The following is a 20,137-nucleotide window of genomic DNA, read 5'->3' as shown; positions in this document are numbered from 1 at the left end:
ACTTTGAGTAGGCTCTCAGGCCTCGCCGAAAGCGGCGTCGGGGGCGATGTCGCTCTGTCTACGGCTGAGACCGCAGACCAGCGCGCCTATCACCATCAGCACCACGAAGACGCTGGCGATCACCGGGTTGTACCAGACCATGGCGATCAGGCAGACCACCGCCAGCACCAGGGCGATGGCCGGCACCACCGGATAACCGGGGGCACGGAAGGTGCGCTCCAGGTTCGGCTCGCTGCGGCGCAGCTTGAACAGGCTGAGCATGCTCATGATGTACATGACGATGGCGCCAAATACGCTCATGGTGATCATGGCGGCGGTCAGGGTCATGCCCTGCAGGCTGATCACGCCATCGCTGAAGATGGCGGCGATGCCCACCACGCCACCGGCCAGCACCGCGCGGTGCGGGGTCTGGAAGCGCGACAGCTTGGCCAGGCCATGGGGCAGGAAGCCGGCGCGGGCCAGGGCGAAGAATTGCCGCGAATAACCGAGGATGATGCCGTGGAAGCTGGCCACCAGGCCGAACAGGCCGATGCCCACCAGCAGGTGCAGCCACATCGAGCCCTCGCCCACCACGCCCTTCATGGCCTGGGGCAGCGGATCGTTGATGTTGGACAGGGCGCGCCAGTCGCCCACCCCTCCGGCAAAGATCATCACGCCGATGGCCAGGGTCACCAGGGTAAGGATGCCGGCGATATAGGCCTTGGGAATGGTGCGCTTGGGGTCCTTGGCTTCCTCGGCGGCCATGGCCGCGCCCTCGATGGCGAGGAAGAACCAGATGGCGAAGGGTATGGCGGCGAACATGCCACCCACCGCGGCCAGGGAGAACTGGTCCTGACCGGCCCAGCCGCCGCTGGTGAAGTTGGTCAGGCTGAAGCCCGGTGCCACTACGCCCATGAAGATCAGCAACTCGATCACCGCCAGCACCGTGACCACCAGCTCGAAGGTGGCGGCGATGCTCACTCCGAGGATGTTCAGGGTCATGAAGATGAAATAGGCCGCCACCGCGCAGAGCTTGGGATCGAGGGTGGGAAACTGCACGTTGAGATAGGCGCCGATGGCCATGGCGATGGCCGGTGGGGCGAAGACGAATTCGATCAGGGTGGCGATCCCGGCGAGGGTACCGCCGACCGGACCGAAGGCCCGCCGGCTATAGGCGAAGGGCCCGCCGGCGTGGGGAATGGCGGTGGTCAACTCGGTGAAGCTGAAGATGAAACAGGTGTACATCACCGCCACCACCAGCGCGGTGATCAGGAAGCCCAGCGTCCCGGCAACGCCCCAGCCGTAGCTCCAGCCGAAGTATTCCCCGGAGATCACCAAGCCCACGGCAATGCCCCAGAGATGCAGGGTGCCGAGGGTCGGCTTGAGTTTCTCGTTGCTCATGACAGGCCACTCCCCTTGTAGCGACAAGATCCAAATGGGTCACCGCGATCCCGCGATGCCCGGCTTTTTCGAGCTTAGCGAGCCTGGGGCCATGCCGACTTGACCCGTCAGCACGGTCGCTGCGACCGCGGGTCAAGTTGGCGTTACCCCTCTTCCCAGAGTGCTACCCGAGACCGCACCACCAGGGTGCGCACCTATAGGGATCGCCCTAGAATGTGGCGTAGCAAGGACGGTAATACCGTGAAACCCTCGGCGTCTTGACGGTCCCCGGCGGCCATTCCTCGCCCAGGGGCACAGCCTTTGCTTCATCCGTGCCTACTCTCTCCACGGACCCCACCCATGTCTCTGGCCGCCTCCAGCTTCGCCGCCCTGACCTCACCGTCGCGCAACCTCGGCGTGCTCTCCGCGGCCGCCAGCGGACTGGATGCCGTCATCACCAGCCACGGCGGCGATGTGGACCGCATCTTCGGCACCGCCGGCATCGACCCCGAACAGCTGCAGCACCCCACCCTCAGCCTCGGGCTGGGCAACTATTGCCGGGTGCTGGAAGAAGCCGCCGCCCAATCCGGCTGCGACAATTTCGGCCTGCACTACGGCCAGCAATTCAAGCCGCAGATGCTCGGCCTGCTGGGCTACGTGGGGCTCTGCTCGCCTACCGCCGAGGCGGCGCTGCAGAACTTCGCCGCCGCCTTTCCCTTCCACCAGCACAGCACCCTGATCCAGCTGGTGGATGCCGGCGACTGCTGGCGCTTCGACTACCAGGTGCGCCATGGCGCCATCGTCGCCCGCCGCCAGGACGCCGAATTGACCCTGGGTATGCTGCTCAATCTCTTGCGCCACGTGCTCGGCCCGACCTGGGCGCCGCGTGCGGTGCACTTCGAACACCCGCGCCCCGAAGGCTGGCACGAGCACCGCCGGCTGTTCGACGCTCCGGTCAGCTTCGGCCACCCCTGCAACGCCATGCTGGTACCCAAGGCCGACCTGCGCGGCCGCGCCATGCCCGACCACGATCCGCTGCTCCTCTTGGTGGTGCAGGACGCCATCCGCCAACTCGGTCAACGCCTGCCACAGGTGGAACTGCTCGAAGAAGTCCGCGCCTCGGTGCGCCTGGCGCTGCCGCTGGGCGAGCCCAGCCTGGAGTCCATCGCCCAGCGCCTGGATCTTTCCACCAGCCAGTTGCAACGCCGCCTGCGCGATCAGGGCGCGAGTTTCTCGGCGCTGGTCGAGGGCGTCCGCCGCGATCTGGCGCAGCATTACCTGCGGCAGCGGCTGCCGGTCACCGACCTGGCGCCGCTGCTGGGCTATTCCGAGACGAGCGCCTTTTCGCGGGCGTTTCGACGGTGGTTTCAGGTGAGTCCAAGGCAGTGGCGGCAGCAGGCCTAGGTTGGCTTAGGCGCCGCTGGCAGCGGCACGCGTAGGTTGGCGCTGAGCGCAGCGAAGCCCAACATTGCGACCTTGGCTGCGATGCCTTGATTATCACTGCCCTGGCTGCTTATCGCGTGGCCTGATGGTTTTTATTTCGCCCACCCGGGCGACTCACTTTTTTCAGTCGCGAAAAAAGTAAGCAAAAACGCTGTCCCCACGCTTCGGCCCTCCGCTGCGCTCCGGGTCCCCTCGCTCCGGCGCCGCTCCGGGGGCACGGCACGAAGGGGCTTCCTGCCCCTCGCGCCTTGCTCGGCGTCCTGCCTCGCATCCCCCTCCGCAACACCTACACTCGGCCTCACTGACGGGGACGGGACGCCAGCCTGATGCTTGGGTGTTCACGAGATCTGTAGCGTGGAAAACCGCGAAGCGTTTTCCACAGATGTACATGATCGCAGAGTGTGGAAGGCTTTGCCGTTATCCACGGCTACGGGCTGTTCATGTCTCTTCAACCAACACTTTCAAGCTGGCGAATCGCCCCGTTCAGCAGGGCGAACGCCAGTGTCGTGGAGCGGGTCGAGCCGCAGGGAGGCGGCGAGAGGCCTAACGGGCCATGGACGGCCCGTGTAGGCCGACCCCGGAACGGCGCTGGCGTGAGCGAGACGTAGCGTAGCGGAGTAACAGCCGCAGGCTGGCCCGAAGGGCGAGCAACGCGAGTCACCCGCAGCGCAGCGTAGGGCCGGATGGTGGGGCAAGCGTTTTTGGTTACTTTTGCCGCGATTGGCAAAAGTGACTCGCCCGGGTGGGCGAAACAAGAGGTATCAGCAAAACTCGGTAAGCAGCTGAGGAACCAATAAAAGCAATTTTGCACCATCGCAACGTTGGGCTTCGCTCCGCTCAGCGCCAACCTACCGAAACGGTGAAGGTGATGCGTCTGGGTGGGCGAAATATAAGCATCATCAAAACGCGATAATCAGCCAAACACCCCTAACAATACCCAGCCGAAAGGCAACCTCTGTCCAACCGGTCAGATTCTTGCAAGGCCAACCGAAACCGCCCCAACCAGAACAACGAACTCACCCAAACGATGACCTCCGCCCTGCCCCCTGCCCTCTTCACCCCCGCCTGGCTGGCGCGCCTGGAGCTGGCCTATGCCCGCCAGGGCGACTGGACGCGCCCCACCACCCGCCGCCACCTCGGCCCCTTGCGGGTGCAGAAACACCTCCACGCCGAAGGCCCTGAGGTCTGCCAACACATCCTGGTGCACCCCCCAGGCGGCATCGCCGGTGGCGATCGGCTGGATATCGAGGTCAGCGTCGGCGAGACCGCCTGGGCCCAACTCACCAGCCCCGGCGCGGCCAAGTGGTATCGCGCCGACAGCGCCGCGTACCAGCAGATCGAGCTGCGCGTGGCCGCCGGCGCCACCCTGGAATGGCTGCCCCAGGAGACCATCGTCTTCTCCGGCGCCCAGGCCCATCTCGCCACCCGTATCGAGTTGGAAGGCGACGCCCGCCTCTGCTATTGGGACATCGTCGCCCTGGGTCGCCCGGCCAGCGCCGAGCGCTTCACCGACGGCCTGTTCCAGGCGCACCTGGACATCCGCCGCGACGGCACCCCGCTGTGGCACGAGCGCCAGCGTCTCATCGGTGCGGATCGCCTGCTGGACTCGCCCATCGGCCTCGCCGGCCAACCGGTGTTCGCTACTCTCCTGATCACCGGCACCCTGGACGCCGACAACCTCGAACGCTGCCGCGCGCTCAGCCTACCGGTGCGGGGCGATCTGACCCAACTCCCCGGCCTAGTAGTCGCCCGCTGTCTGGCCGCCGAATCCTTGCAGGCCCGCGCCTGGCTGATCGAAGTCTGGCGCCTGCTGCGCCCGGCGCTGCTCGGCCGCGCCGCCGTACCGCCGCGAATCTGGAGTACCTGATATCTTCGTGATCGCGGCCATGGGCCGCTCCTACATGGAAGCGCAGAATTGTAGGAGCGGCCCATGGCCGCGATGCCCTTCGCCAAAGAGAACACCCATGGACCTGACGCCCCGCGAGAAAGACAAACTGCTCATCTTCACCGCCGGCCTGGTGGCCGAACGCCGCCTGGCGCGTGGGGTGAAGCTCAACTACCCGGAAGCCATGGCGCTGATCTCCGCCGCCCTGCTCGAAGGCGCGCGCGACGGCCGCACCGTGGCCGAGCTGATGCACTACGGCACCACCCTGCTGACCCGCGACCAGGTGATGGAAGGCGTTCCGGAAATGATCCCGGAGATCCAGGTGGAAGCCACCTTCCCCGACGGTACCAAGCTGGTCACCGTCCACCAGCCCATCGCCTAGGGAAGCCAGCATGAGCCTGATCGTCCGCGACGCCACCCCCGCCGATCTGCCGGCGCTCCTGGCCATCTACAACGATGCCGTGGCCAACACCACGGCGATCTGGAACGACAACCTCGTCGACCTGGCCAACCGCCAGGCCTGGTTCGACCTGCGCGCCGACCAGGGCTACCCCATCCTGGTGGCCGAGAACGCCAACGACGAGGTGGTGGGCTACTCCTCCTTCGGCGACTGGCGGCCCTTCGACGGCTTTCGCCACACCGTCGAGCACTCGGTCTACGTGCGCAACGACCAGCGTGGCCAGGGCATCGGCCCGCGGCTGATGACGGTGCTCATCGAACGCGCCCGCGCCTGCGACAAGCACGTGATGGTGGCCGCCATCGAGAGCGGCAACCTGGCCTCCATCCGCCTGCACGAACGCCTGGGCTTCCTCACCACCGGGCAGATGCCCCAGGTCGGCACCAAGTTCGGTCGCTGGCTGGACCTCACCTTCATGCAACTCATGCTGGAGCAACGCCCATGATCCCCGGCGAATACCAGATCCAGGACGGCGAGATAGAACTCAACGCCGGCCGCCGCACCTTGAGCCTGACGGTCGCCAACAGCGGCGACCGACCGATCCAGGTGGGCTCCCACTACCACTTCCACGAGACCAACGACGCCCTGGTGTTCGACCGCGCCCTGGCGCGCGGTATGCGCCTGAACATCGCCGCCGGCACCGCGGTGCGCTTCGAACCGGGCCAAAGCCGCGAGGTGGAGCTGGTCGAGCTGGCTGGCCTGCGCACCGTCTACGGCTTCGCCGGGCGGGTGATGGGGAAGTTGTAGGGGCGCTCGGGCCCTTCGCCTTTACGCCCCCCCTCACCCCAACCCTCTCCCAAGGGGAGAGGGGGCTAAAAGCAGAGACCGTGCCTTTCGCCCTTACCTCTTGCTCCGCGAGAAGTGCGCGGAGCGAAAAGCCAAACCGGAACACCCGCCCTTCCCCTCTCCCCCTGGGAGAGGGCCGGGGTGAGGGCAAACCAGAACACCCAGCCTCCCAGGGACAACTCCCTGCACGAGGCAACAGGATGCCACCCGCTCCTCCCCCTCTCCCTCCGGGAGAGGGTCGGGGTGAGGGCAAACCAGAACACCCAGCCTCTCAGGGACAACTCCCTGCACGAGGCAACAGGATGCCACCCGCCCCTCCCCCTCTCCCTCCGGGAGAGGGTCGGGGTGAGGGCAAACCGGACCACCTATATTCGGGATCAACGCCTATGAAAATCTCCCGCCAAGCCTATGCCGACATGTTCGGCCCCACCACCGGCGACCGGGTGCGCCTGGCCGATACCGATCTCTGGATCGAGGTCGAAGAGGACCACACGGTCTACGGCGAAGAAGTGAAATTCGGTGGCGGCAAGGTCATCCGCGACGGCATGGGCCAGAGCCAGCTGCCCGCCGCCGAGGTGGTCGATACCGTCATCACCAATGCCCTGATCGTCGATCACTGGGGCATCGTCAAGGCCGACGTCGGCCTCAAGCACGGCCGCATCCACGCCATCGGCAAGGCCGGCAACCCGGACATCCAGCCCGGCGTCAGCGTCCCTATCGGCGCCGCCACCGAGGTCATCGCCGGCGAGGGCATGATCCTCACCGCGGGCGGTATCGACTCCCACATCCACTTCATCTGCCCGCAGCAGATCGAAGAGGCGCTCATGAGCGGCACCACCACCATGATCGGCGGCGGCACCGGGCCGGCCACCGGCACCTATGCCACCACCGTCACCCCCGGTCCCTGGCACATGGCGCAGATGCTCAAGGCCGCCGACGCCTTCCCGATGAACATCGGCTTCACCGGCAAGGGCAACGCCAGCCTGCCCGGGCCGCTGGAAGAGCAGGTCCGCGCCGGCGCCATCGGCTTGAAACTCCACGAGGACTGGGGCACCACCCCGGCCGCCATCGACAACTGCCTGGCGGTAGCCGATCGCTTCGACATCCAGGTAGCCATCCACACCGATACCCTCAACGAATCCGGCTTCGTCGAGACCACCCTGGGCGCCTTCAAGGGCCGCACCATCCACACCTACCACACCGAGGGTGCCGGTGGCGGCCACGCGCCGGACATCATCAAGGCCTGCGGCTTCCTCAACGTGCTGCCCAGCTCCACCAACCCGACGCGGCCCTTCACCAAGAACACCATCGACGAGCACCTGGACATGCTCATGGTCTGCCACCACCTGGACCCGAGCATCGCCGAGGACGTGGCCTTCGCCGAGAGTCGTATCCGCCGCGAGACCATCGCCGCCGAGGACATCCTCCACGACCTCGGCGCCTTCGCCATGATCAGCTCCGACAGCCAGGCCATGGGCCGCGTCGGCGAGGTCATCACCCGCACCTGGCAGACCGCGGACAAGATGAAGAAGCAGCGCGGCCCGCTGCCCGAGGATGGCGCCGGCAACGACAATTTCCGGGTCAAGCGCTACATCGCCAAGTACACCATCAATCCGGCCATCACCCACGGCATCAGCCATGAGGTGGGCTCCATCGAGGTGGGCAAATTCGCCGACCTGGTGCTCTGGCGCCCGGCCTTCTTCGGCGTCAAGCCAACGCTGATCCTCAAGGGCGGTGCCATCGCCGCGAGCCTGATGGGCGACGCCAACGCCTCCATCCCGACCCCGCAGCCGGTGCACTACCGCCCCATGTTCGGCAGCTACGCCGGCATGCTCCACGACACCAGCCTGACCTTCATCAGCCAGGCCGCCTTCGAGGCCGGGGTACCCGAGCAACTGGGGCTGAAGAAGCGCATCGGCGTGGTCAAGGGCTGCCGCACCGCGCAGAAGAGCGACCTCATCCACAACGACTATCTGCCGACCATCGAGGTCGATCCGCAGAACTACCAGGTCAAGGCCGACGGCCAGCTGCTCTGGTGCGAACCGGCCGAGGTGCTACCCATGGCGCAGCGCTACTTCCTGTTCTAGGGATAGGCACAGCACCCGCTCCCTCTCCCCCTGGGAGAGGGTTGGGGTGAGGGCGCGGAGGCGGTAACCTAACCGGCAGTCAACCCTTCTTCGCCGCCTCGTAGAGCGGCATCACCTTGGGAATCGCCGCTTCCAGCGCCTTGGTGCGGCTGGCGTCGGAGGGGTGGGTGCTGAGGAACTCGGCCGGCTGCTTGCCCTGGCTGGCCTGGGCCATCTTCTGCCAGAGGGTGATGGCCGCATTGGGGTTGTAGCCGGCGCGGGCGGCCAGTTCCAGGCCGATGAGGTCGGCTTCGTTCTCGTTGCCACGGCTGAATGGCAGCGTCAGGGCCACCTGGGAGACCTGGTCGGCCAGCTGCATGCCACCTTGGCCGACACCCAGCAGGGCACCACCAAGGTTCTCGCCCATCTGGATCGCGTAGGCGCGCGACATCTGTTCGCGGCTATGCTCGCGCAGGGCGTGGGCGATCTCGTGGCCCATCACCGCCGCCAACTCGTCGTCGGTCAGCTTGAGCTGATCGATGAGGCCGCTGTAGACGAAGATCTTGCCGCCCGGACCGCAGTTGGCGTTCAGTTCGTCGCTCTGCACCAGATTGACCTGCCAATCCCAGTTCACCGCATCCGGGCGGAAGGCCGCGGTCTGCGGGATGAGTCGCGTGGCGATGGCGGCGACGCGCTTGCCATCAGCCGTGTCGTTGGCCAGCTTGCCCGCCAGCTTGGCCTCGTTCACCGTCTTGGCATAGGACTGGGCGTACATCTGGTTGACTTGTTGTTCGGACAACATGCTGAACATGTACTGCTTGCGCTGCACCCCGACCGCGCCACCCGAGGTGGTGTTGACGGTCTGGCAGGCGACCAGCAGCAGGCTCAAGGACAGGCCCGCGAGGGGAAGGATACGGCGCATGGAAATCTCCAAGTATCGAGGCGGATACAGAATAGAGAGGCCTAGCGGGGCCGGCAACTTGCCAACCATTTCTGACGGGAAGACCTCAGGTGGCCTGGCTCGATGCCGATAACCTGTCGCCACTTACGCTAATGGAGTGCTCCTAAATGTCTTTCCGCTCAGTCCGTACAAGCATCACGCTGCTGTCTGGCAGTTGCGTCCTCGCCGTCGTCGTGGCACTGGTGGGCTACGTGCTCTTCGCCGGCATGCGGACCCAGAGCCTGGTGGACACCCATACCACAGCACTCGCCGAACGCGGCGCCCAGGCCCGCTTGGACGCCCAGGCCCAGGCCATCGCCGGCGCCCTGAAGCAGAAGCTCGAGCTGCCGCTGACAATCGCCCGGGGCATCGCCCAGCTCAATGCCCAGACGGCGACCTCTGCCGAGCACCCGCTCCGAATCGATCGGGACGGCATCTCCAACCTGCTCCAGCAGACCCTGCTGGACAACCCGGAGCTGCTCGACGTCTACGCCGGCTGGGAGCCCAACGCCTTCGACGGCCAGGATGCCCAATACGCCGGGCGCAGCGAGGCCGGCTACGACGCCACCGGCCGCTTCATGCCCTGGTGGTATCGCAAGCCTGAGGGTGGGCTGAAGGTCGAGCCCCTGGGGCCGACCATGGAAAGCCAGACCGTGCTGCCCACCGGGGTTCGCGAGGGTGAGTACTATCTCTGCCCGCGGCAGAGCCTCAAGCCCTGCATCGTCGACCCGGCGCCCTACGAGATGAATGGGCAGAAGATTTTGATGTCGTCCTTCAACGTGCCCATCCTGGTGCAGGGCGCTTTCAAGGGCGTGGTGGGTGCCGATCTGTCCCTGGCCTTCATCCAGGACCAACTCAAGCAAGCCAACGCCGACCTCTACCAGGGCGCCGGCAGCATGGCGCTGGTGGCCAGCCATGGCACCCTGGTGGCCTATACCAAGGATAACCAGGTACTCGGGCAACCCGCAGCCCAGATTCTCGGGGACGCGGCCAAGGGCCTGGCGCAGCTCGGCGCGGGCGTGACCAGCCGCTTCGACAGCCAGCGTGATCTCTACCAGGTCTATCTGCCACTGCGCATGGGCGGCGATGCCAGCGCCTGGACGCTGATCCTGCAACTGCCCCGCGCGGCGGTCCTCAGCGACCTGCAGCTGTTGCAACAGGCACTCGCCGAGCAGCGCCGCAGCGACCTGGCCGGCATGCTGCTGGTCGGGCTGGCGGTGGCCGGCGCGGGCCTGGCGCTGCTGTGGCTGGTCAGCCTGCGCATCGCCCGGCCGCTGCGGCAATTGGTAGGCATGCTGAACGACATCGCCCAGGGCGACGGTGACCTCACCCGCCGCCTGACGGTCAATCGCCGCGACGAACTCGGCGCCATCGCCGCCGGTTTCAATACCTTCCTGGATTCTCTGCAGGGCCTTATTGGTCAGTTGGTGAATTCGGTCCGCGAGGTGAACACCGCCGCGACCCAGACCTCGGATATCGCCCAGCGCACCCGCGACGGCGTCCAGCGGCAATTGCAGGAGATCGACCAGGTGGCTACCGCCATGCAGGAGATGACCGCTACCGCCCAGGACGTCGCCAGCAATGCCGGGCGCGCCGCCCAGGCGGCGACCCAGGCCGACCAGGCCGTCGGCGACGGCCAACGGGTGGTGCACCAGAACGTGCGCGAATGCGCCGCCCTCGCCCAGGAGATCGAACGCGCGGTGACCCAGGTACGGCTGGTGGCCGACGACAGCGAGAACATCGGTTCCATCCTCACCACCATCAACGGTATCGCCGAGCAGACCAATCTGCTGGCGCTCAACGCTGCCATCGAAGCGGCGCGGGCGGGGGAGCAAGGTCGAGGCTTCGCCGTGGTGGCCGACGAGGTGCGCAATCTGGCACAAAAGACCCAGGTCGCCACCGGCGAGATCCAGAGCATGATCCAGCGGCTGCAGAGCGGCACCCGCGAGACGGTGGCGCTGATGCAGAACAGTCACGCCCAGACCAGCAATCAGGTGGCCCAGACCCAGGCCGCCAGCCGCGCCCTTGACGTGATCCTCAGCGCCGTCGGCGAGATCACCGAGATGAATCTGCAAATCGCCAGTGCGGCCGAGGAGCAGAGCGCCGTGGCCGAGGACATCAACCGCAATGTGGTCAACATCGGCCAGGCAGCCCATGGGGTGCACGAGCAGGCCGATCAGGCCTCGCGGGCGGGTGGCCACCTGAGCGAACTGGCCGAGCGGCAGCGGCAGTTGGCGGCGCGCTTCAAGGTCTGACTAAAGCGGCGTCAGGCACTCCGGCCCGTCCACCTCGGGTCGGTTGACGATGTCGGCCAGCACCCGCTCGCGCAACGGCATGCCGCCCGCTGCTAGCAGCGCCTGCAGGGCCTCGGGCGGGCTGTCCGGGTCGAGCCAGAGTGCGCGCCCTGCCTCGTCCAGCAGGATCGGCCGGCGCAGCGGTCCGGCCGCCTGGGTGACCATGGCCGTCGACAGCCAGACCTGGTCACCGGCGGGATAGGCTTCCCAGAGGGCAGCGAACCAGGCCAGGGGTTCGCCGTTGAGCATCCAGTAGGGTCGCTTGCGGTGATTGCCGCGCCATTCATAGAAACCATTGGCCGGCAGCAGGCAGCGGCGCAGGCGAAAGGCCTCGCGAAACATCGGCTGGGTGGCCAGGCTTTCGGCGCGGGCATGGGTAGGGGTGCGGGAAAGATCGGTGAGCCAGGGCGGCGTCAGCCCCCAACGGCCGCTGTCGACCCGCTCGCCCTCCTCCGTGCGGCGCTGCAGCAACACCTGCTGGTGGGGCGAGATGTTCCAACGCGGCGGATGCCGTTCGGGAAATCCCGGCAGGGCGGCGAATTCGGCGGGCCAACGGAACAGGGCGAAACGTCCGGACATGCAAACCTTTCAGCAAAGGAGAATGCCCTGCTCGGGAGAAGGATCCTCTCCCGGCAGGGGCGTGGCGGCATTGTACGCGGCGATCAGCGCCTGCGCGCGCGAGGCCTGCTCATCTTCAACCAGCAGGCCGAGCAATCCCACCGCAGGCAGGTCGCCAATGGCGCCCAGCAGGTGGCGTCCGGCGAGAAAGGCGTCGATGCCTTCGCTGGCCAGCACCGCCAGCAGCAACTCGGCCTCGTGCAGCGAAGCCGGCTCGTAGATGCGCCGCATCAGTCGTCCTCCCGCCGGACCTCGAGGGTCCAGTCCGCGCCATCGGTCTGCAGGCCGAAGCGGATCGGTCGACAGCAGACGGCGCAGTCCTCGTAGTAGTCCTGGTCGCCACCGCTGAGGTCCAGCACCACCTCGCCCGGCTCGCCGCAGTAGGGGCAATCGTATTCCTGGCTTTCCAGCATCTTTTCCGCTCTCCCTTCGCCGCCACTGGCGCCCATCCGGCCCCTGGCGCTTGCATCTGGCGTCACGCGCTCTACTATGGCCGCCGGAATTTCTACAAGAGAACACCATGGGCGAGTTCGAAGCCATTCGACCCTATAACGACGCGGAAGTCCCCGGGGTTCTGGCCCGCCTGATCGACGACGACCACTTCATCTCCATCCTGGCCGGTTATCGCTTCCCGCGCCTGTCCAAGGGACTCGGCTGGGTGGTGCGCCCGCTGCTGCGCACCCGCCTGCGCCAGGAGCTGGGCAACATCCGGAGCGTCGCCGCGCTGCAGGACAAGCTCGAACCCTATGTGGATCGTGCCATCGAGAAGGCCTCCGACGGCGTGACCTACTCCGGCATCGACCAGCTGCGCAGCGGTCGCGCCTATCTGTTCCTGGCCAACCATCGTGACATCGTGATGGACCCGGCCTTCGTCAACTATGCCGTCTACCATGCCGGTCTGCCGACGCCACGCATCGCCATCGGCGACAACCTGCTGCAGAAGCCCTTCGTCAGCGACCTGATGCGGCTGAACAAGAGCTTCATCGTACACCGCTCCATCAGCGGGCGGCGCGAGAAGCTGGCGGCCTATCAGAATCTGTCCGCCTACATCAATCACTCGATCCGCCAGGATGGCCAGTCCATCTGGATCGCCCAGGCCGAAGGCCGGGCCAAGGACGGCGACGACCGCACCGATTCGGCCATCCTCAAGATGTTCCACATGAGCTGCAAGGACGAGCCCTTCGCCGAGCTGGTCAAGGCGCTGAACATCGTGCCGGTGTCCATCAGCTACGAATTCGATCCCTGCGACCAGGCCAAGGCCCGCGAACTGCACATCCGCGCCACCACCGGCAGCTATACCAAGGCGCCGGGCGAGGATGACGTCAGCATCGCCCTGGGCATCACCGGCTACAAGGGCCGAGTGCACGTGGCCTTCGGCGAGCCGGTCACGGGTGAGTTCGAGGATGCCAAGGCCCTGGCTCAGGAGATGGATCGGCAGATCCTCGGCAACTACCGGCTATTCCCGGCCAGCTACCTGGCCTATGCCGCCTGGGACGGCCAGGACCCGACGCTCGCCGTGCCCGCGGTGGACGCCCTGTTTCCCGCCGAGGAAATCGAAGCGGCCGGCGCCGAGTGGCAGCGCCGCCTGGCCGAGTGCCCAGCAGAGTACCGCGCGCAGTTGGTGCGCCAGTACGCCCAGCCGGTGCTGAACAAATACCGCGTCCAGGCCGGCCTGGAGTAGCGGTCATCCGCCCATGAAAAAGCCCGGCCAATGCCGGGCTTTTTCATGGGCGACGGGCCTCAGTGGCCGCTGAGCACCTGGACCACGGTCGGGTCCTTGAACACCCGGGTCAGGGCATCGCTCAGCACATCGCTGACCAGCTTGGTGTTGGCTTCAGCATTGGGCGCCATGCCGAAACGCTGGTCCAGACTCGCGCCGTAGCGCCCCTTGTAGCCACGCTGGCTATTGCGCACGTCCACCTGGAAGGTGGCACCGACGTTGGACGAGGTGACGTACAGCTCCTTGGGCGACTGGTAGCTCAGGTCGGCCAGGGTCAGGGTCAACTGGGGCGCGCCATAGGCATTGGGCGATGGCGTGAAGCCCATTTCGCGCACGGCCTTCTCCGCGGCGGCCTGCAGCTTGGGAATCACGTCCTGGCTCTGCACCACCACCACGCTGGTGTCGGGATAGAGACCACCACGGGTACCCAGGGTGAAGGAGGAACGCCCGTCGACCACCCGGACCGAGACCGGCTGGCCCTGGCCGACCGGGGCGATGGGCGCGGTGATCTGGGGTTGCGGACTCAATTGCTGGGGGCTGCTGGCACAACCGACCAGGGTCAGACCAGTGGCGGCGAGCAGGCCGAGCAACAGGCGATAGCGCATGCAGAGACTCCGGAAGAAAGGGACAGGGGGCAGTATACCCAGCGCTCCGGCGGCGTCGATAGACAGGGCCGCGGACAAAGAAAAGCCGGCACGGGGCCGGCGTTTTTCAAACCAAGGCTACTACGGCTTGGCCGCCAAGGGCGGTCGCGTCTGACTGTGTTCCAACCAGCCACCGCCGAGGGCCTTGTACAGGGTGACCCCGCTGTTGAGCTGGTTGAGCCGATCAGTGATCAGCTGCTGCTGGGCGCTGTACAGCGAGCGCTGGGCGTCGAGTACCGTCAGGTAGTTGTCGATGCCCTGGCGATAACGCAGGTTGGCCAGGTCGTAGTACTCCTGGCTGGCCTGCACCAGGTCCTGCTGGGCCTTGAGCTGATCGTCGTAGGTGCCCTTCGCGGCCAGGGCGTCGGCCACTTCGCGGAAGGCGGTCTGGATCGACTTCTCGTAGGTGGCGACGTTGATGTCCTTCTGGATCTTGGCCGCATCCAGGCTGGCCTTCAGGCTGCCGGCGGTGAAGATGGGGATGTTGATGCTCGGCGAGAAGGTCCAGTAGCCGGAACCACCCTTGAACAGGCCATCCAAATCGCGACTGGCCGTGCCGCCCTGGGCGGTCAGGCTGATACGCGGGAAGAACGCCGCCCGCGCCGCGCCGATGTTGGCATTGGCCGCGCGTAGCTGCAGTTCGGCCTGGAGGATGTCCGGGCGCTTCTGCAAGAGATCCGACGGCAGGTTGGCCGGCAGATCGGCGAGCAGGTCGTTGCCGTCCAGGCCCTTGCCTTGCGGCAGGTCCGTCGGGATCGAGGTGCCCAGCAGCAGCGCCAGGGCGTTGCGATCCTGGGCCACCTGGCGGGTGTACTGGGCCAGGTTCGCCCGCGCCCCTTCCAGGGCGGTGCGCGACTGCCGCAGGTCCAGGCCGCTGGCCACGCCATTCTCCACGGTCTGGCGAGTCAGGTCGTAGGAGCGCTGGTAGGCCGCCAGGGTCTCGCGGGTCAGTTGCAGCATGCGCTGGTCGGTGAGCCAGGCGTAGTAGGCGTTGGCCACTTCCGACACCAGGGAGATCTGGGTGCTGCGGCGTCCTTCGCTGGTGGCGAAGTAGTTGAGCAGCGCCTGCTCGCTGAGGCTGCGCAGGCGACCGAACAGATCCAGCTCATAGGAGGTGAAGCCCAGGGTGACGCTGTACTGGCTGCCAATGGAGCCGCCCGGACTGCCCGCCTGGGGATTTAGGATCTGCTGGATGGCCGCTGCAGTACTCAGATCCGCCGGGGTCCGGGTACGACTACCGGTACCGCTGACCGCGATGTCGGGGAACAGCTCGGCGCGCTGCACGCGGTACTGCGCCTGATAGAGACGCACGTTGAGCGCGGCCTGGCGCAGGTCGCGGTTGTTGTCCAGCGACAGCTGGATCAGCCGCTGCAGGGCCGGGTCGCGATAGAAATCGCGCCAGCCGATGTCGGCCGCCTGCTGGTCGCGATTGACCGTCAGGGCATCGTAGGCCTGGCCATGGGGCCAGGCGTTCTCCACCGGCGCATCGGGCCGCTGGTAGTCGGGGATCAGGCTGCAGCCGGAGACGGCCAGCATGCCCACGATCACCGCCAAGACAGACTTCTTCATATCAGTGTCCTTCCTTGCCATGGGCTTCCTGCTCCTTGGTGGCCTTGTCCTTGAATAGGCTGCTGACCACCACGTAGAACATGGGAATCCAGAAGATCGCCAGCACCGTGGCGGTCAGCATGCCGCCGATCACACCGGTACCGACCGCGTGCTGGCTGCCCGAGCTTGCGCCCGAGGAGATGGCCAGCGGTACCACGCCCAGGATGAAGGCCATGGAGGTCATGATGATGGGGCGCAAGCGCATCCGCGCCGCTTCCACCGCCGCATCGACGATGTTCTTACCGCCTTCGTGCAGCTCCTTGGCGAATTCGACGATGAGGATGGCGTTCTTCGCCGCGAGGCCCACGGTGGTCAACAGGCCGACCTTGAAGAAGACGTCGTTGCCCAGGCCGCGGAAATAGGTGGCGGCAATGGCGCCCACGACGCCCAGCGGCACGACCAGGATGACCGCCACCGGGATCGACCAGCTCTCGTAGAGGGCCGCCAGGCAGAGGAACACCACCAGCAGCGAGAGCAGGTAGAGGTACAGTTCCTGGGAACCGGCCAGGCGCTCCTCGTAGGACAGCCCCGTCCAGGCGATGCCCACGCCCTGGGGCAGCTGCCCGACCATGTTCTCGATCTCGGCCATGGCGTCACCGGTGCTGTAGCCCGGCGCCGGCGAACCCTGGATCTCCATGGAGGACACGCCGTTGTAGCGCTCCAGCTTGGGCGAACCGTAGATCCACTCGCCGCGGGCGAAGGCCGAGACCGGCACCATCTCGCCCGAGGCGTTGCGCACGTACCACTTGTCGAAGTCCTCGGGGTTCATCCGCGCACTGGCTTCGCCCTGCAGGTACACCTTCTTCACCCGACCACGGTCGATGAAGTCGTTGACGTAGCTCGAAGCCCAGCCGATGGACAGCGTCTGGTTGACGTCGCTCTGGGACACGCCCAACGCCCGGACCTTCTCGTCGTCGACGATGAGCTTGAACTGCGGCTCGTCGTTGAGGCCGTTCGGACGGGTCTGCATCAGCTTGGGATTCTGCGCGGCCATGCCGAGCAACTGGTTGCGCGCGGCCATGAGCGCCTCGTGGCCGATGCCGCCCTGGTCCTGCAGGTAGAAGTCGAAACCGGTGGCGTTACCCAGCTCCAGTACCGCCGGCGGGACGATGGCATAGACGATGGCGTCCTTGATGCCCGACAGATAGCCCATGGCCCGGCCGGCGACAGCGCTGGCGCCATCCTTGGCATCGGGACGCTGGTCCCAGGGCTTGAGCTGGATGAAGGCCAGGCCCGAGCTCTGACCGCGACCGGCGAAGTTGAAGCCGTTGACGGTGAACATCGAGCTGATGGCGCTGGAGTCGTTCTTCATCATCATCTCACGCATGGTGTCGAGCACCTTTTGCGTGCGCTCGGCACTGGAGCCGGGCGGCGTGGTGACCTGGGCGAAGATCACGCCCTGGTCTTCTTCCGGCAGGAAGGAGGACTGCACGCGCGTGAAGAGGAAGGCCATCACGGCGACGATGGCCACGTACAACAGCAGGAAGGGCACCTTGTGGCGGATCACCGCGGCCACACTTCGCTCGTAGCGGTGCTGACCGCTCTCGAACTTGCGGTTGAACCAGCCGAAGAAACCACGCTTCTCGTGATGCCCCTGTTGCACCGGCTTGAGCAGGGTGGCGCACAGCGCCGGCGTGAGGATCAGGGCCACCAGCACCGACAGAACCATCGAGGAAACGATGGTGATGGAGAACTGGCGATAGATCACCCCGGTGGACCCGCCGAAGAAGGCCATGGGCACGAACACCGCCGACAGCACCATGGCGATACCCACCAGGGCGCCCTGAATCTGGCCCATGGACTTGCGGGTCGCCTCCTTGGGCGAGAGCCCCTCCTCGGCCATCACCCGCTCGACGTTCTCCACCACCACGATGGCGTCGTCCACCAGCAGACCGATGGCCAGCACCATGCCGAACATGGTCAGGATGTTGATGGTGAAACCGGCCGCCAGGAGCACGGCGAAGGTTCCCAGCAGCACCACAGGTACGGCGATGGTGGGAATCAGGGTGGCCCGGAAGTTCTGCAGGAACAGGAACATCACCAGGAACACCAGGAGCACGGCTTCGCCCAGGGTCTTCACCACCTCGTGAATCGAGGCCGTCACCACCGGGGTGGTGTCATAGGGATAGACCACGTCCATGCCGGCCGGCATGAAGGGCTTGAGCCGGTCGATGGTGGCGCGCACCGCCTTGGCGGTATCCAGGGCGTTGGCCCCGGTAGCCAGGCGCAGCGCCATGCCCGAGGCCGGCTTGCCATCGAACTGGGCATCGATGGCGTAGTTCTCGCCGCCGAGTTCGATGCGCGCCACGTCGCGCAGGCGTACCTGGGAACCGTCCTGGTTGACCTTGAGGAAGATCTTGCCGAATTCCTCGGCCGAGGTCAGGCGGGTCTTGCCGATGATGGTGGCGTTGAGCTGCTGCCCGTCCACCGCCGGCAGGCCGCCGAGCTGGCCGGAGGCGATCTGCACGTTCTGGCTCTGGATGGCGCTGCTGACGTCCACCGGCGTCAGCTGGTACTTCACCAGCTTGGCCGGATCGAGCCAGATGCGCATGGCGTACTGGGCGCCGAAGACCTGGAAGTCGCCTACGCCGCTGGTCCGCGCGATGGGATCGCGCATGTTGGAGACGATGTAGTTGGACAGGTCTTCCTTGGTCATGGAGCCGTCGCGCGACACCAGACCCACCACCATCATGAAGTTACGCTGGTACTTGGCGACCCGCATGCCCTGCTGTTGCACTTCCTGGGGCAGCAGGGGCGTCGCCAGTTGCAGCTTGTTCTGCACCTGAACCTGGGCGATGTCGGGGTTGGTACCCTGGTTGAAGGTGACGATGATGGTCATGCTGCCATCGGAGTTGGACTCCGAGGAGATGTACCTGAGGTTGTCGATCCCGTTCATCTGCTGTTCGATGACCTGGACCACGGTGTCCTGCACCGTCTGCGCCGAGGCGCCCGGGTAGGTCACCTGGATGGAGACCGCCGGTGCCGCGATGTTCGGGTACTGGTTGATCGGCAAATTGAGGATCGACAGGATGCCGGCGAGCATGATCACCAGGGCGATCACCCAGGCGAAGATGGGCCGGTCGATGAAGAACTTGGACATCGGGCGCTCCCCTTACTGACCCTGACCCGCCGGCTGCTGCGCGGCGGAGGCGACGTTGCTCGCCGGCTTGGCGGTGACGGTGGCACCGGGCTTGATCTTCTGCAGGCCCTCGGTGATGACCTTGTCACCAGCCTTCAGACCATCGGTGACCAACCAGTCGGCACCGACGGTGCGTTCGGTCTTGAGCACCCGTTGCTCGACCTTGCCTTCGCCATTGACCACCATGGCGGTGGGCTGGCCCTTGATGTCACGGGTCACGCCCTGTTGCGGTACCAGCAAGGCGTTCTGGCGCACCCCGGACTGCAGCTGGGCGCGCACGAACATGCCGGGCAGCAGCAGCTTGTCGGGGTTGGGGAATTCGGCACGGATGGTAACCGAGCCAGTGCTCGGATCCACCGACACCTCGGCGAACTTGAGCTTGCCGGGCCGACTGTAGGCGCTGCCGTCTTCCAGCATCAACTTCACTTCGGCGGAATTCTCACCCTGCACGCGCTGCAGCTGGCCGCTGTCCAGCTCACGACGCAGGCGCAGTAGATCGGTGGCGGACTGGGTCACGTCGACATAGATGGGATCGAGCTGGTTGATGGTCGCCAGGGCGGTGGTCTGGTCGGCGGTGACCAGGGCACCCTCGGTCACCATCGAGCGGCTGATGCGCCCGGAGATGGGCGCGGCGACCTTGGTGTAGGCCAGGTTGATCTCGGCGTTGCGCAGCGCGGCCTTGGCCGATTCCACCTGGGCTTCGTTCTGCCGCTGGACCGACAGGGCATCGTCGGCTTCCTGCTTGCTGATCGCCTGCTCCTTGACCAGCGCGCCATAGCGCTGCGCCTTGAGCCGGTTCGAGGCCAGGGTCGCCTGGGCCTGGGCCAGCGATGCCTTGGCCGAATTCACGTTGGCTTCATAGGTGCGCGGATCGATCTGGTACAGCTGCTGGCCGGCCTTGACGTCCCCGCCTTCGGTGAAGTTGCGCTTGAGCAGGATGCCACTCACCTGGGGACGCACCTCGGCGATGCGGAAGGCGGAGGTACGACCGGGCAGCTCGTCGGTCAGGGTCACGGTGCGCGGCTCGATGGTCACCACGCCGACTTCCGGGGGTTTCTGTTGCTGCTGTTGCTGCTGGTCCTTGTTGTCCTGCTTGCCGCAGGCACCCAGCGCCAAGGCGAGGGCGAGCAGGGCGGGAGCGAAGAAGGCATGCGCCGGCTTGATCTGCATATCTGAAG

The 20,137-nt window shown here is 66.1% G+C and carries 17 protein-coding genes; 8 read left to right on the top strand and 9 right to left on the bottom strand.

Features of this window, described 5'->3' with window-relative positions:
• Positions 1-15: 15 nt before the first annotated feature.
• Positions 16-1,380, bottom strand: coding sequence for an ethanolamine permease (gene eat, locus QZ471_RS21370; protein WP_295467610.1), 1,365 nt, complete (start codon positions 1,378-1,380; stop codon positions 16-18).
• A gap of 339 nt (positions 1,381-1,719) precedes the next feature.
• On the opposite strand from eat, the gene QZ471_RS21365 reads away from it, so the two are divergent.
• The 6 genes from QZ471_RS21365 (at position 1,720) to ureC (ending at position 8,017) form a co-directional block, all read left to right on the top strand.
• Positions 1,720-2,763 carry an AraC family transcriptional regulator gene (locus QZ471_RS21365; protein ID WP_295467608.1) on the top strand — a complete coding sequence of 348 codons (1,044 nt, stop codon included), beginning with the start codon at positions 1,720-1,722 and terminating at the stop codon, positions 2,761-2,763.
• Positions 2,764-3,829: 1,066 nt separating this feature from the next.
• The gene (locus QZ471_RS21360) at positions 3,830-4,669 is read left to right on the top strand and encodes an urease accessory protein UreD (RefSeq protein ID WP_295467606.1); all 840 of its coding nucleotides are present in this window, start codon (positions 3,830-3,832) and stop codon (positions 4,667-4,669) included.
• Between the two features lie 97 nt (positions 4,670-4,766).
• A complete protein-coding gene (gene ureA, locus QZ471_RS21355) occupies positions 4,767-5,069 on the top strand; it encodes an urease subunit gamma (protein WP_007162996.1) in 303 nt (100 codons plus the stop codon).
• A gap of 10 nt (positions 5,070-5,079) precedes the next feature.
• Positions 5,080-5,589, top strand: a complete 510-nt coding sequence (locus QZ471_RS21350) for a GNAT family N-acetyltransferase (protein WP_295467600.1) — start codon at positions 5,080-5,082, stop codon at positions 5,587-5,589.
• Positions 5,586-5,891, top strand: a complete 306-nt coding sequence (locus QZ471_RS21345; RefSeq protein ID WP_145006515.1) for an urease subunit beta — start codon at positions 5,586-5,588, stop codon at positions 5,889-5,891. The genes QZ471_RS21350 and QZ471_RS21345 overlap by 4 nt, the downstream gene beginning before the upstream one ends.
• 425 nt (positions 5,892-6,316) lie before the next feature.
• Positions 6,317-8,017 carry an urease subunit alpha gene (gene ureC / locus QZ471_RS21340; protein WP_295467597.1) on the top strand — a complete coding sequence of 567 codons (1,701 nt, stop codon included), beginning with the start codon at positions 6,317-6,319 and terminating at the stop codon, positions 8,015-8,017.
• Between the two features lie 79 nt (positions 8,018-8,096).
• On the opposite strand, the gene QZ471_RS21335 is transcribed toward ureC, so the two are convergent.
• A complete protein-coding gene (locus tag QZ471_RS21335) occupies positions 8,097-8,918 on the bottom strand; it encodes a M48 family metallopeptidase (RefSeq protein ID WP_295467595.1) in 822 nt (273 codons plus the stop codon).
• A 146-nt stretch (positions 8,919-9,064) separates the two neighbouring features.
• Here QZ471_RS21335 and QZ471_RS21330 point away from each other — a divergent pair, with 146 nt between their 5' ends.
• Entirely contained in the window at positions 9,065-11,191 is a 2,127-nt protein-coding gene (locus QZ471_RS21330; protein WP_295467594.1) for a methyl-accepting chemotaxis protein, read from the top strand.
• Here the strand turns inward: QZ471_RS21330 and QZ471_RS21325 are convergent, their stop codons facing one another.
• Genes QZ471_RS21325 through QZ471_RS21315 form a run of 3 tightly spaced genes read right to left on the bottom strand, consistent with a single transcriptional unit; the run spans position 11,192 to position 12,261 of the window.
• Positions 11,192-11,809, bottom strand: coding sequence for an SOS response-associated peptidase (locus QZ471_RS21325; RefSeq protein WP_295467592.1), 618 nt, complete (start codon positions 11,807-11,809; stop codon positions 11,192-11,194). It abuts the gene before it with no gap.
• Positions 11,810-11,818: 9 nt separating this feature from the next.
• Entirely contained in the window at positions 11,819-12,079 is a 261-nt protein-coding gene (locus QZ471_RS21320; RefSeq protein ID WP_295467590.1) for a DUF2007 domain-containing protein, read from the bottom strand.
• Positions 12,079-12,261 (bottom strand): CPXCG motif-containing cysteine-rich protein, encoded by a 183-nt coding sequence (locus QZ471_RS21315; RefSeq protein WP_295467588.1) that lies wholly within the window; start codon positions 12,259-12,261, stop codon positions 12,079-12,081. Before QZ471_RS21315 ends, QZ471_RS21320 begins: the two co-directional genes overlap by 1 nt.
• Before the next feature lie 107 nt (positions 12,262-12,368).
• Between QZ471_RS21315 and QZ471_RS21310 the strand changes: the two genes are divergently transcribed.
• On the top strand, positions 12,369-13,529 hold the full coding sequence (locus tag QZ471_RS21310) for a 1-acyl-sn-glycerol-3-phosphate acyltransferase (RefSeq protein WP_295467585.1): 1,161 nt from the start codon (positions 12,369-12,371) through the stop codon (positions 13,527-13,529).
• Positions 13,530-13,588: 59 nt separating this feature from the next.
• Here the strand turns inward: QZ471_RS21310 and QZ471_RS21305 are convergent, their stop codons facing one another.
• The 4 genes from QZ471_RS21305 to QZ471_RS21290 form a co-directional block, all read right to left on the bottom strand.
• The gene (locus QZ471_RS21305; protein WP_295467583.1) at positions 13,589-14,173 is read right to left on the bottom strand and encodes a YajG family lipoprotein; all 585 of its coding nucleotides are present in this window, start codon (positions 14,171-14,173) and stop codon (positions 13,589-13,591) included.
• A 120-nt stretch (positions 14,174-14,293) separates the two neighbouring features.
• A complete protein-coding gene (gene adeC / locus QZ471_RS21300; RefSeq protein ID WP_295467581.1) occupies positions 14,294-15,781 on the bottom strand; it encodes an AdeC/AdeK/OprM family multidrug efflux complex outer membrane factor in 1,488 nt (495 codons plus the stop codon).
• 1 nt (position 15,782) lies between these two features.
• Complete coding sequence (locus QZ471_RS21295) at positions 15,783-18,920, bottom strand: efflux RND transporter permease subunit (protein ID WP_295467579.1); 3,138 nt, start codon at positions 18,918-18,920, stop codon at positions 15,783-15,785.
• 12 nt (positions 18,921-18,932) lie between these two features.
• Complete coding sequence (locus QZ471_RS21290; RefSeq protein WP_295467577.1) at positions 18,933-20,129, bottom strand: efflux RND transporter periplasmic adaptor subunit; 1,197 nt, start codon at positions 20,127-20,129, stop codon at positions 18,933-18,935.
• Positions 20,130-20,137 lie beyond the last annotated feature (8 nt).

This window comes from uncultured Pseudomonas sp., from assembly GCF_913774235.1.
Classification (GTDB): domain Bacteria; phylum Pseudomonadota; class Gammaproteobacteria; order Pseudomonadales; family Pseudomonadaceae; genus Chryseomonas.
This window is presented reverse-complemented; position numbering and strand designations above follow the sequence as displayed.